Genomic DNA, 11,716 nt, shown 5'->3' with positions numbered 1-11,716 from the left:
TCGAGAATGCGCAGCGTGCCCTGGCACGTTCGGGCTCGGAGGGGCAGCGTCGGATGCTCGAGCTCCACGGCGGTGGCAGCGCGTACTCGCAGGGCCGTGATGCACGCACCCTCGAGGTGGCACCGAACCTGTGGTCGGGTGTGGGTCTCGTTCGCGGCGGCGCGGGTACCGCACTGGTCGGCTCGCACGAAGAGGTCGCAGACCGCATCGCCGAATACGCCGCGCTCGGGCTCGATCACTTCGTGTTGTCCGGATACCCGCACCTCGAGGAAGCCTATCGATTCGGCGAGGGCGTGCGTCCGATTCTCGAGCGTCGTGGGCTGGTCACGCCGCGCAACCGCTCCGCCGCGGATCTGTCGGGCTCGACGGCGTTCCTCTCCGCCGCTCGGTAGCCCGACCCGGCGAGCTGCGGGGCATCACTGTGTCGTGAGTGTTACGGGTGGGGCGTCGGGCGTGCATCTTCGCCGGGAAGCCGCAGAATGGGACGATGCCGGACCGCGGATTCACCCCCACCCAGCTCGCAGCACGCGCTGCGTACCTTCTTCGCGGCAACGACCTGGGCACGATGACCAGTGCGGCGCCCAAGCTGTACCCGCACATGTGGAGCTGGGACGCAGCGTTCGTATCGATCGGATTGGCTCCGCTGAGTGTGGAGCGCGCCGTCGTCGAGCTCGACACTCTCCTGTCGGCGCAATGGTCGAACGGGATGATTCCGCACATCGTCTTCGCGGGCGGTGTCGACGGATACTTTCCCGGCCCGTCGCGGTGGGAAGTGGGCCGGCTCGCGGCCCACGCCCCGCGGGAGGTGCAGACGTCGGGTATCACCCAGCCGCCGGTGCACGCGATCGCTGTCCAACGCATCCTCGACCATGCCCGTCGGCACGGCCGCAGCACCCGCGCGGTCGCCGACGAGTTCCTCGACCGGCGCTGGCCCGATCTGATGCGCTGGCATCGTTGGCTGGCGCGGGCCAGGGACATCGGCGGCAACGGACGCATCGCGATCTTCCACGGCTGGGAATCGGGTATGGACAACTCGCCCCGGTGGGATACCGCGTATGCGAACGTCGCTGTCGACGAAGTTCCGGCCTTCCGGCGCGAGGACCTCGCTCACGTCGCGGATCCGGGTGAACGACCCAGCGACGTCGAGTACGCCCGCTACCTGTGGCTGCTCGAGGAGATGAAGGCCGCGCGGTACGAGGACGACGTGCTCGCCGAGACGATGAGTTTCGCGGTCGAGGACATCTTCGTCAGCGCCGTGTTCGCGTTGTCGTGCGAGGTGCTCGCCGAGATCGGTGAGGAGGAGTCGCGCCCCCATGCCGATGTGCGGGAACTGCACGAGTGGGCCGACCGCTTCCGGCGCGGCGTGGTCGACTCGACCGATGCGCGAACGGGTGCGGCGAAGGACTTCGACCTGAGATCCGGGAAGTGGGTAGCCACAGACACTCTCGCGATGTTCGCGCCGTTGCTCAGCGGCGGGCTGGACCGGAGGACCGAACGGGCGTTGCTGCGGACTTTCGAAGGTCCGAAGTTCTGCGGACACCCCGACCTGCGATACGCGGTGCCGCCGTCCACGTCACCGGTGTCGCTGGACTTCCGGTCGCGGGAGTACTGGCGGGGTCCGGTGTGGCCCGTCATGACATGGCTGTTCTCGTGGGTGTTCGCGCGTCGAGGCTGGGTCGAGCGCGCGAACACCCTGCGAGCAGAAGGGTTACGGCAGGCCAGTGGCGGCTCGTTCGCCGAGTACTACGAGCCGTTCACCGGCGAACCCTTGGGAAGCATGCAGCAATCCTGGACTGCCGCAGCGGTTCTGGACTGGTTGGGTTAGCGGCCCCGCGGCCATGGGGCGACAGGTGGTCAGACGCCGATCCGGCCGCCGTCGCTCTTCCACGCTGCGACCACGGACGGGCGCGGCTGCGAGTCACCACCGTCGGGCCAGTGCGATCCCGGGCTGTCCCACGATGCGTCGTCGGTCTCGCCCGGATGCTGGACGCACACGACGACGCGGTTGTCCTCGACGATCGGGCCACAGGTCTCGGCACCGATCGGGACGGTGAGGAACTGCTTGGTCTCACCGCGGCGCGGGCCGTCGAGCACCACCGCGAACAGGCCGTCGTTGGATCCGAGTGCGTTTCCGTCGGTGGAGATCCACAGGTTGCCGTGCGGATCGAACGCGAGGTTGTCGGGGCACGAGATCGGGCTGACCTGGGACTTGTCGAACCCACCGAAGTAGGTGTCGGCGGTGGACGGGTCGCCGCACACCAGCAGGAGATTCCACGTGAACGACGTACCGGCGTGGTCGTCGTCGATCTCGAGGACCTGACCGTTCTTGTTGTCGTTGCGCGGATTCGCTTCGTCGGCAGCGGCGCCGCCGTCGACGCCGCGCTTGGTGTTGTTCGTCAGCGCGACGTAGACCTTGCCCGAGACCGGGTTGGCCTCGAAATCCTCGGGTCGGTCCATCTTCGTCGCACCCACCTTGTCGCCCGCGAGGCGAGTGAACACCGCGACCTCTTCGGCGCTCATGCCCTCGACGAGAGACTCGCCCGTGCCGTCGTCGCCTGTGCGCAGCAGCGGAATCCAGGTACCGGTTCCGGTGAATGCGCCGCCCTCGGGCAGGTCGCCGGAACCATCGATTGCGTCGGGGTTGTCGCCCTCGAGCGCTGCGACGTAGAGCGTGCCCGCATCGAGCAGCGTCATGTTGTGTGCCGTTGCCGCGCGGGAGTTTCCATCCTGCATCTTGCGGGACGAGACGAACTTGTACATGTAGTCGAAGCGCTCGTCGTCGCCGCTGTACGCGACGACGGTGCCGTCGTCGGTGACATGGATGTTCGCGGCCTCGTGTTTGAAACGGCCGAGCGCGGTGTGCTTGACGGGTGTCGAGGTGGCATCGAACGGGTCGATCTCGACGACCCAGCCGAACCGGTTGACCTCGTTGGGTTCTGCAGCGATGTCGAATCGGGGATCGAAACGCTCCCACTTCCGGTCGGACTCACCGCCTTCGATTCCGTACCGGGCCAGACGCTCGGCACCCACTGCGTCCGTGACCGTCTCGGCGTTCGCGAAGTACTGGTTGAAATTCTCCTCGCCGGACAGCACGGTGCCCCAAGGGGTGACCCCACCCGCACAGTTGTTGAATGTACCGGCGACTCTCGTGCCGGTGGGATCCGCGGTGGTCTTCAGGAGGTCGCTGCCTGCTGCCGGGCCGGTCACGAAAAATTCGGTGGTGCCGGTGATCCGACGGTTGTACTCCCCGAATTCGGGTGTGAGACGACCGGATCCGGACTCGCCCTTGACCTGCACAACAGAGAGGCCGTGGTTCGCGATGCCGATGCGGACCTGTTCCTCTGTCGGGTTCTCTTCGTCGTATCCGGCGAACATGAACGGCTCGGTGGTGTATTCGTGGTTGACAACGAGCAGGTACGTGTTCGGGACACCGTCGACGGGCAGCAGCCCGGCGAAGTCGTTGTTGAATCCGAACTGCTTCTCCTGCGCGGCGGCAGTCTGATCGTCGATGTCGAATTCAGGGGCGTCCGGGAGAACCTTGTCTCCCCAGCGGATCACGACTTCCTGCTCGTATCCTTCGGGCACGGTCACCGCATCGTCGGTGTTGGGGGCGACGGCGACGAAGTCGGTTCCGGCCGGGCTGGGGCCGAGATCGACGGCGCCTTCTGCGGCACCACCCTCGGTGGTTGCGGCGGAGGAATCATCGGAACACGCGGCGAGAACACCGCCGGCGCCGACCGTGAGGACGGCCATCGCGCCGCCGCGCAGTACTCCTCGGCGCGACATCGCTTGGCGCACAATGTCGCCGAAGTACGCTCCACCGGAGGTGTTGGGCACATCGTGCGAGCAGGCGTCGCCGCATTTGTACTTGCAGGTGATATTCGAGCGCGACGACTTGCCGTCGTGCATGACGATCAGTGGTAGTTCCTTGCGGGCCACGGGGCTGTCTCCCTCATCTCTAGGTACAACCGCCGGACCGTAGAAGCTCGAAGCGAGTCGAAGGCAACGAGAAGGTGAACGCGGGATGAGTGTTAGGAAGGTCACGGACCGATGGACGGACCGGTTGTAGAGTCGCCGTCGTCGTCGAGGTTCTCCCCGGGGCGTAGATCGATGAACGGTGCAACCCGGTCGGTGATCGCGTTGTTGTAGGCCTCGGGCGCCTGGATCGGATTCGCGTGACCGGTGTGGTCGATCTTCGCGACCAGCAGGGTGCCGTCGACTCCGCCGGAGTGTTCGACGAGGGCCTGCTGCGTGTACTCGACGTCCACGACGTGGTCGTTCAGCGCGTGCCGTGGCCGCACGAACACGATCGCCGGCCGCACCTTGTCGTCCTGCTCGGCGGCGAGCGCTCGCAGGCTGTCGGACGCGCCGGATGCGACGATCGCCCGGAACTGCGATTCGATCAGACCGTTGCTCGCGGCGTCGGTCGACAGGATCTTGTCCTTCAGAACCTCTTCGACGACATCGATGAACTCGGAGCCGTCGATGCGTCGGTACCAGCGATCCGAGGGAAGGACGAACCTGTCCTGGCGTGCCGCGATCTCGATGGCCATCCGCATGATCCGGCTTTCACGGGCACCGGGGATCCAGCCGATCCAGCGGAGCAGCTCTTCGCCTGCATCGCGGCTGTCGGCGCGCACGGCGTGAAGGTCGATCGGGGTGCAGTCGAGGATCACCCCGAGCACCTCGAGCGATGTGTCCTGATACAGATGCTCGGCGACCTCGAGCGCGATGATGCCGCCCATGCTGTGGCCGGTGAGGATCACCGAGTCGATGCCCAGGGTCTCGGCGCGTGCGGCGACGAGACGGCTCACGACGGCGGTGTCGAGACCGGAGTTGTCGTACTCCACGGCCCAGACGTCCCCGAGGCGGCTCAGTGCGGGCAGGGCCCTCGCGGTGTTGGTGGCGTCGAGATTGCCGAGCCCGACGAGGTCGACGACTGCGGTGCGATTGTCGCCTTCGACGACTGCGGTGTCACGGTTGTCGGCGCCCTGCGCGTCGTAGACCTGGTGGATGCGCGGCTGCGTTTCGGCGAGTTGCTCCCGCATGGGTGCGACGTCGAAATGCCAGTACTGCGTGTAGAGGGCGACGAACGGCACCGTGGCGATCGCGGTGCGCGCGAGGAACCGGCGCGTTCGGCCGAACCGGACAATCCCCGTCGCTTCGCTCGCCTGGTGCCAGCTGTGACCTGTCCTCGTGTCGCGCAGGCGGCGCCGCCGGCGAGCGTTGTCCCAGTCGCCGGCGGTGCACGGTGGAAGCGTCGGTACATCTGGCATGCACTTCCGATCGTACGAGGCGTGTGGGGACCGTCGGGGTCGCCGCAGTTCGGGTGCGGTGGAGACGGACGCGTCGCCCTATCCGGAGGCCTGCGGCCGTTCGGTACCGATCGGCTCGTCCGGTGACCACGTGTGGGCAGCGAAGGCCTCGACCGCGCCCACGACCGCTTCGAAACGGGGTGAGTGGAACACGTCGAAGCCGTGGTGGGCGCCGGGTAGTTCGGCGTAGACCGTCCGGCACGAGGCTTCGCGCAGCCGCTTCGCGAAGGCGCGGGCGACGGAAATGTGGACGAGGGAATCGCGGTCGCCGTGAACGATCATGATCGGGGGCGCATCCGCGTGGGCCTGAGCGAACGGGTCGGTGTCGTCGCCGCGACCGAAATACGGGCCGTAGTACCCGCCGATACCGACGATCGCCGATACCGACGTGTCGACCTCCTCGAAGCCCGGCTGGTACTCCGGCCTGCACTGGGTGAAGCCGGCCATCGTCGACATGTGGGCACCCGCGGAGGAGCCGGTGAGGACGATCCGGTCGGGGTCGGCGCCCCATTCGTGGCCGTGTTCGCGGACCCAGGCGATGACGCGCTTGGCGTCGATCAGGTGGTCCTCGAAACCGGCTTCGGGGCGCAGTCGGTAGTTCGCGCTGATGCACACCCACCCTCGGGAGGCGAGGTGGTGGAGCATCGGCCGGGACTGGGTGTTCTTGCGTCCCATTGCGTAGTAGCCGCCGTGGAAGTGGATGAGGACGGGGGCGCCGTTGGGATGTGAGCGATGCCGGTAGACATCCATCAGGTTGCGCTTCCCCGCCGGACCGTAGGCGATGTTCGCGGTCCGCTCCACCGATCGGGGACGGAAAGGGAAGGGGTGCAGAAGGACCCGCGCGTAGGATACGTTGCGGGTCACGGTGCTCGCGCCCATTGCGCCTTGGAGGATCCGCTGGGCGCGCACACTCTTCCAGGTGGTCGACGCCACGCAGGCCGTGGTGATGACGGCGGCGGCGATGGTGACCGGCGAGGCGAGGTCGCCCTCGGAGAAGGCGAGCGCCGTGCTGGCGGCGAGGAGTCCGATCGCGAGGAACGGCAGTTCGTTGACGGCCATGCACAGCAGGAAGACCACGGTGCCGACGCGCTCGCCGAGACGCGGGACCGGCAGCGCGGGGATCGTGAGGAAGACGAGCCCGATCAGGTAGCCGTAGGGGATGCTCATGCCGGTCAGTGTCATTCACGCACAGCGGGTACCGCATCGGCCTCGAGGTCAGGGAGTCTCCTGCCACAGAGAGAGACGCCTCCTACTTTCGTAGGTGACGGACCCGATGTTCGCGCGGATAGCATCGCCCGGTGATGGAGCGCCGCAATCCCCGCCCTCGAGAACTGATCGGCATGGCCGCCGGAATCGGCGTGCTGACCGCACTGACGCTGTGGTCCCTTCCCGATCCGGGGCCGCTGGACTTCGCCACCGCCGTCCTCGGCCTGGCCGCGGCGATGCTGCAACTGTGGCGGCCGGTGACCGGCGCGCTCGCTGCGACCGTCCTTGCGGTGTTCTCGCCGGTCGCCACCACAGCGGCGACGGTGGGGGCGCTCCAGGTTGCCTGGCGCACGCGGTTTCGCACGGCTGTGGCCGTCGCGGTCGCCGGGATCGCGGCTCACCTGCTCCAGTGGATCCGGTACCCCGATCCCGCCCTCGGCTTCGAATGGTGGGTTGTGCTGGTGACGGTCGCCTACGCTGCGCTGTTGGGCTGGGGCACGTTGGCCCGTTCACACCGCGAGTTGGTGATGTCGTTGCGCGAGCGCGCACGCCGCGCCGAGGCAGAGCAGGGCAGGCTCGTTGCCGAGGCCCGAGCGGCGGAGCGGCGCGGCCTCGCCCGGGAGATGCACGACGTCCTCGCCAACCGCCTGTCGCTGGTTGCGACGCACGCCGGTGCGCTGGAGTTCCGGCCCGACGCGCCGCCCGAGAAGATCGCGCTGGCAGCCGGGGTGGTTCGCGCCGGGGTGCACCAGGCGTTGGAGGAACTGCGGCAGGTGGTCGTGCTATTGCGCGAAGAGGATGCGGCAGCGTCGAGCGGCCCCGGCCCGACCGCGGCGGACCTCGACGTGCTGATCGAGGAGACCCGCGCCGCCGGCCAGCCGGTGACGCTGAGCGGGCAGTTCCCCGGCGACCTGCCGCCGTCGGTGGGCCGCACCGTATACCGCGTCGTCCAGGAGGGACTCACGAACGCACGCAAGCACGCCGCCGGGAACGGGGTCGAGGTGACACTGGGCGGCTCGCCCGGGGCGGAGCTCGAGATCGAGATCCGGAACGCGCTGGCCGCGTCCGGGACCACCCCGGCTGCACCCGGCAGTGGGTTGGGCCTGGTGGGGCTCACCGAACGGGTCCGGCTCGCGGGAGGACGGCTCGACCACGAGCGAATCGACGGCCGGTTCCACCTCAGCGCCCGGTTACCATGGCCGACGTGATCCGAGTGGTCCTAGTAGACGACGACGCCCTCGTGCGTGCCGGCCTCTCCATGATGCTCGACGGAGTCGGCGACATCGTCGTCGTCGGAGAAGCGGGAGACGGTGGCGAAGCCGTCACCGCCACCGCCGCACACCGCCCCGATGTGGTGCTCATGGACCTCCAGATGCCTCATGTGGACGGCATCACCGCCACGACGCTGTTGCGGGGTCGGCCTCGGCCGCCCGAGGTCATCGTGCTGACGACCTTCGACACCGATGAGAACGTCCTGCACGCCCTCCGCGCGGGTGCCGCCGGTTTCCTGCTCAAGGACACCCCACCGGCGCAGATCGCCGAGGCCGTCGCCCGGGTCGCCGCCGGGGACCCGATCCTGTCGCCGGCGATCACCCGGCGCCTGATGGAGCGCACCGTCGTACAGGCGGGCACGTACGAGCGCGCACGCGCGGCGCTGGCGGTGCTGACGCCCCGTGAGCACGAGGTGGCGGTACGGGTCGGGAACGGGGACACCAATGCCGAGATCGCGGCGTCGCTGAACATGAACGTCACGACGGTGAAATCCCACGTGTCGAGCGTCCTCACCAAGCTTGCACTCGACAACAGGACGCAGATCGCGCTGCTCGTCCACGACGCCGATCTCGTCTGAGATCGTCCCGGATACGAGGACGTTCGGGCCCCGCGCTATGCGAGACCGGACAGGGGCGGCGGTGAATTCTCGTCGCGCCACCCGATCGCCTCGAGCAACGGTGCGAGGTCGTAGTCGGGCCCGCCGACACCGACGGTGAACAGGCTGATGCCCTCGTCGACGTAGGCCGCGGCGTGTTCGAGGCCCGGCCACGACGTGGACCGTTCGATCTCCGACGGAGAACGTCCCACATCTGCGCACCGCGCCTCGAGGATCTTCGACTTCTCCGTATGGGTCTCGAATTCGCCGAAGCTGTGCCAGATATCGGCGTACTTCGCTACCAGGGGCAGTGTCTTCTTGGGTCCGCCACCGCCGATGAGCAGCGGAATGTGCCGGGTGGGTTGCGGGTTCAGTTTGCCGAGCCGCGACGTGATGCGCGGCAGGTACTCGGCGAGCAGATCGAGACGCGACCCCTTGGTCCCGAATTCGTAGCCGTACTCGTCGTAATCCTTCTCGAACCAGCCGGAGCCGATACCGAGGATGAGGCGACCGCCGCTGATGTGGTCGACGGTGCGCGCCATGTCGGCCAGCAGGTCGGGGTTGCGGTAGCCGCCACCGGTGACGAGCGCGCCGATCTCGACCCGTTCGGTCTGCTCGGCCCACGCACCGAGCATCGTCCAGCATTCGAAGTGGGCGCCGTCGGGATCGCCGTACAACGGATAGAAGTGGTCCCAGTTGAAGACGATGTCGGCGCCCGCGTCCTCGGCGCGCAGCACCGTGTCGCGGATGACGCCGTAGTCGGGTTGCTGCTGAGGCTGGAGTTGGAGTCCGATGCGAATGGAGCGAGTCATGAGTCAACCGTATTCGGATCGTGTTCGCGCCGCAGCCGGAATCCGCTGGGACGGTTCGCACGGCGTGTCGACAACGGCGATCACGTAGGTGCATGGTGGAGGACATGCGCGAGACGAAAGCCGTTGTGCCGCCCACCGGTATCCGACGTCGGCTCTTCCGCTCGCCGATCCGGTTGTACCGCTGGCACCTCGGTTTCCTGCTGGGCCGCCATTTCCTGCTTCTCGAACACCGTGGTCGCAAGACCGGGAAACCCCGGTATGTGGTGCTCGAGGTCGTCAACTACGACGACACGCGCGACGGTTTCGTCGTTGCGGCCGGGTTCGGGGCCACGTCCGACTGGTATCGCAATCTGCGGGCCGATCCTCATGTGCGCGTCGAGTCGCGACGTGAGCGGGTCGGGGTCACCGCGGAATTCCTCGAGCCCGAAGAAGGTGCGCAATTCTTCGTGCACTACGCGGACAAGCACCGCCGCATCGCGACGAGGTTGTCCGCGGCGATGGGCTTCGAGGTCGACGGCAGCGATTCCGACTTCCGGGAGGCGGGGAGCCGGATCCGGTTCGTCCGATTGCGGCGGGTGTGACGCCTGGCCGGATCACCGGGTGTCGAGTGCTGCGTACTGCAGGGTGAGTCCCGACAGGAAGGTCTCGAGCACCAGTTCGAAGCTGTCCTGGTCGATCTCGGCGGCGTACTCGCGGAGTCGATGCGCCTGCGACAGGTGCGGGTAGCGCTCGTTGTAGGTGTCGATGTCGTCGATGAATCCGCCGGCGAACGATGTGATCGCCGACCCGACGACGATGTATTTGATCGACGCCCCGATCATCGTGGCGGTCCGCGGTGGCCAGCCCGCGCGGGTGAGTCCGCCGTGAACGGCGTCGGCGCGGACGAGTGCGACAGGACGGTTGCTCGGGCCGGAGGCGAGGAACGGAACCATGTTGGGATGTTCGGCCAGGGCGTCCCGGTAGGAGTGCGCCCAGGTGCGGAGGGCATCCTGCCAGTCGTCGCCCGCGAATCCGCTGACGTCGACGTTCTCGGCGATGGTGGCGGCGATATCGTCGAGCAGTTCGTCCTTGTTGGCGTAGTGGTTGTACAGGGAGGGTGCGCGTACGTCGAGTTCGGTTGCGATCTTGCGCATCGACAGGGCGTCGAGTCCGTGCTCGTCGACGAGACGCAGCGTGGTGTGGCGGATGAGTTCCCGGCTCAGGATCGGGGTGCGGGGCCGTGCCATGTGCATCTCCTTCCGGCTGTCGTACTGGACAACCTTACAGTGTCAGGTTACCGTTCGGTAGTACGGATCAGCAGCCTTCCGCTGGTCTTCCCACCGCACAACCGCGACAGAGGGCCACCCATGAATCTGAAACTCACAGCAGAGGAGCGCGCGTTCCGCGACGAACTGCGCACCTTCTACACCACGGAGTTCCCCGCCGAGCTGCGCGAGAAGGTCGCGGCCGGAAAATCTCTGGGCAAGGACGAATTCGTCCGCGCCCAGAAGATACTCAACGCGCGTGGTCTGGCTGTACCGAACTGGCCCGTCGAGTGGGGCGGCAAGGACTGGACTCCGGTGCAGCGCAACATCTGGCTCACAGAGATGCAGCTCGCGTCGGTTCCCGAACCCCTTCCGTTCAACACCTCGATGATCGGCCCGGTGCTCGCGCAGTTCGCGTCGCAGGAGGTGAAGGAGCGCTTCCTTCCTGCCACGGCGAATCTCGACATCTGGTGGTGCCAGGGATTCTCCGAGCCCGAGGCCGGATCCGACCTCGCCTCGCTCAAGACACGCGCGGTGCGCGACGGCGCCGACTACATCGTCAACGGTCAGAAGACCTGGACGACGCTCGGTCAGCACGCCGACTGGATCTTCTGCCTGGTCCGCACCAATCCCGATGTCAAGAAGCAGGCCGGCATCTCGATGCTGCTGATCGACATGTCGACCCCCGGCATCACCGTGCGCCCGATCAAGCTGATCGACGGCAGCTACGAGGTCAACGAGGTCTTCTTCGAAGACGTGCGAGTACCGGCCGAGAACCTCGTCGGCGAGGAGAACGCCGGCTGGACATACGCGAAGTTCCTGCTCGGAAACGAACGCATCGGCATCACCCGCGTCGGCGCCACCAAGGTGAAGCTGGCCCGCGCCAAGAGCTTCGCTGCCGAGACCCGGCTCGGCGAGGGCACGCTCCTCGAGGACCCACTGTTCGCCGCCCGCCTCGCCGAACTCGAGAACGAGCTGATCGCTCTCGAGCTGACCCAGCTGCGTGTCGTCGCCAGCTCGTCCGACGGCAGGCCGAACCCGGCATCGTCGCTGCTCAAGATACGTGGCTCCGAACTTCAGCAGGCTGCCACCGAACTCCTCGTCGACATCGCCGGCCCGGATTCGCTCCCCACCGGTTCCGACGACATCGATTCGCCGGAGTGGGCGCAGCTCACCACCGGGACCTACCTCAACAACCGCAAGGTGACCATCTACGGCGGGTCGAGCGAAGTGCAGCGTTCGATCATCGCTTCCTCGATTCTCGGACTGTGA

10 protein-coding genes and 1 pseudogene are annotated in these 11,716 nt (G+C 67.1%); 6 read left to right on the top strand and 5 right to left on the bottom strand.

The annotated features are described in order from the left end of the window. Both Q7514_RS22380 and ggh read left to right on the top strand, forming a co-directional pair. A pseudogene (locus tag Q7514_RS22380) lies at window positions 1-392 on the top strand (LLM class flavin-dependent oxidoreductase); the annotation flags it as partial. Between the two features lie 95 nt (window positions 393-487). Beyond that, the gene (gene ggh / locus Q7514_RS22375; protein ID WP_330135445.1) at window positions 488-1,825 is read left to right on the top strand and encodes a glucosylglycerate hydrolase; all 1,338 of its coding nucleotides are present in this window, start codon (window positions 488-490) and stop codon (window positions 1,823-1,825) included. 29 nt (window positions 1,826-1,854) lie between these two features. Here ggh and Q7514_RS22370 read toward each other — a convergent pair whose 3' ends face one another. The 3 genes from Q7514_RS22370 to Q7514_RS22360 form a co-directional block, all read right to left on the bottom strand. Next, window positions 1,855-3,939, bottom strand: coding sequence for a PhoX family protein (locus Q7514_RS22370; protein WP_330135444.1), 2,085 nt, complete (start codon window positions 3,937-3,939; stop codon window positions 1,855-1,857). A gap of 101 nt (window positions 3,940-4,040) precedes the next feature. Further along, a complete protein-coding gene (locus tag Q7514_RS22365) occupies window positions 4,041-5,276 on the bottom strand; it encodes an alpha/beta fold hydrolase (RefSeq protein WP_330135443.1) in 1,236 nt (411 codons plus the stop codon). 78 nt (window positions 5,277-5,354) lie between these two features. Next, entirely contained in the window at window positions 5,355-6,482 is a 1,128-nt protein-coding gene (locus tag Q7514_RS22360) for an alpha/beta hydrolase (protein WP_330135442.1), read from the bottom strand. A gap of 134 nt (window positions 6,483-6,616) precedes the next feature. Here Q7514_RS22360 and Q7514_RS22355 point away from each other — a divergent pair, with 134 nt between their 5' ends. Together Q7514_RS22355 and Q7514_RS22350 are read left to right on the top strand one after the other, a co-directional pair. Next, window positions 6,617-7,729, top strand: a complete 1,113-nt coding sequence (locus tag Q7514_RS22355) for a sensor histidine kinase (protein ID WP_330135463.1) — start codon at window positions 6,617-6,619, stop codon at window positions 7,727-7,729. Further along, the gene (locus Q7514_RS22350) at window positions 7,717-8,370 is read left to right on the top strand and encodes a response regulator transcription factor (RefSeq protein ID WP_330135441.1); all 654 of its coding nucleotides are present in this window, start codon (window positions 7,717-7,719) and stop codon (window positions 8,368-8,370) included. The genes Q7514_RS22355 and Q7514_RS22350 overlap by 13 nt, the downstream gene beginning before the upstream one ends. A gap of 35 nt (window positions 8,371-8,405) precedes the next feature. Here the strand turns inward: Q7514_RS22350 and Q7514_RS22345 are convergent, their stop codons facing one another. After that, window positions 8,406-9,200 carry an LLM class F420-dependent oxidoreductase gene (locus tag Q7514_RS22345; RefSeq protein WP_330135440.1) on the bottom strand — a complete coding sequence of 265 codons (795 nt, stop codon included), beginning with the start codon at window positions 9,198-9,200 and terminating at the stop codon, window positions 8,406-8,408. 104 nt (window positions 9,201-9,304) lie between these two features. Here Q7514_RS22345 and Q7514_RS22340 point away from each other — a divergent pair, with 104 nt between their 5' ends. After that, window positions 9,305-9,781, top strand: coding sequence for a nitroreductase family deazaflavin-dependent oxidoreductase (locus tag Q7514_RS22340; RefSeq protein WP_330135439.1), 477 nt, complete (start codon window positions 9,305-9,307; stop codon window positions 9,779-9,781). 12 nt (window positions 9,782-9,793) lie between these two features. Here the strand turns inward: Q7514_RS22340 and Q7514_RS22335 are convergent, their stop codons facing one another. Beyond that, window positions 9,794-10,426 carry a TetR/AcrR family transcriptional regulator gene (locus tag Q7514_RS22335; RefSeq protein WP_330135438.1) on the bottom strand — a complete coding sequence of 211 codons (633 nt, stop codon included), beginning with the start codon at window positions 10,424-10,426 and terminating at the stop codon, window positions 9,794-9,796. A 120-nt stretch (window positions 10,427-10,546) separates the two neighbouring features. Here Q7514_RS22335 and Q7514_RS22330 point away from each other — a divergent pair, with 120 nt between their 5' ends. Further along, window positions 10,547-11,716 (top strand): acyl-CoA dehydrogenase family protein, encoded by a 1,170-nt coding sequence (locus Q7514_RS22330; protein WP_330135437.1) that lies wholly within the window; start codon window positions 10,547-10,549, stop codon window positions 11,714-11,716.

This window comes from Rhodococcus artemisiae (assembly GCF_036327795.1).
Classification (GTDB): domain Bacteria; phylum Actinomycetota; class Actinomycetes; order Mycobacteriales; family Mycobacteriaceae; genus Rhodococcus; species Rhodococcus artemisiae.
The sequence above is the reverse complement of the archived record's forward strand: the minus strand, read 5'-3'. Positions and strand labels throughout refer to the sequence as shown.

Coding starts and splice junctions, on each gene's coding strand:
- Q7514_RS22365 (WP_330135443.1), bottom strand. CDS start 5,276: ATGCCAGATGTACCGACGCTTCCACCGTGCACCGCCGGCGACTGGGAC.
- Q7514_RS22350 (WP_330135441.1), top strand. CDS start 7,717: ATGGCCGACGTGATCCGAGTGGTCCTAGTAGACGACGACGCCCTCGTG.
- Q7514_RS22330 (WP_330135437.1), top strand. CDS start 10,547: ATGAATCTGAAACTCACAGCAGAGGAGCGCGCGTTCCGCGACGAACTG.
- Q7514_RS22345 (WP_330135440.1), bottom strand. CDS start 9,200: ATGACTCGCTCCATTCGCATCGGACTCCAACTCCAGCCTCAGCAGCAA.
- Q7514_RS22360 (WP_330135442.1), bottom strand. CDS start 6,482: ATGAGCATCCCCTACGGCTACCTGATCGGGCTCGTCTTCCTCACGATC.
- Q7514_RS22335 (WP_330135438.1), bottom strand. CDS start 10,426: ATGGCACGGCCCCGCACCCCGATCCTGAGCCGGGAACTCATCCGCCAC.
- Q7514_RS22355 (WP_330135463.1), top strand. CDS start 6,617: ATGGAGCGCCGCAATCCCCGCCCTCGAGAACTGATCGGCATGGCCGCC.
- Q7514_RS22340 (WP_330135439.1), top strand. CDS start 9,305: ATGCGCGAGACGAAAGCCGTTGTGCCGCCCACCGGTATCCGACGTCGG.
- ggh (WP_330135445.1), top strand. CDS start 488: ATGCCGGACCGCGGATTCACCCCCACCCAGCTCGCAGCACGCGCTGCG.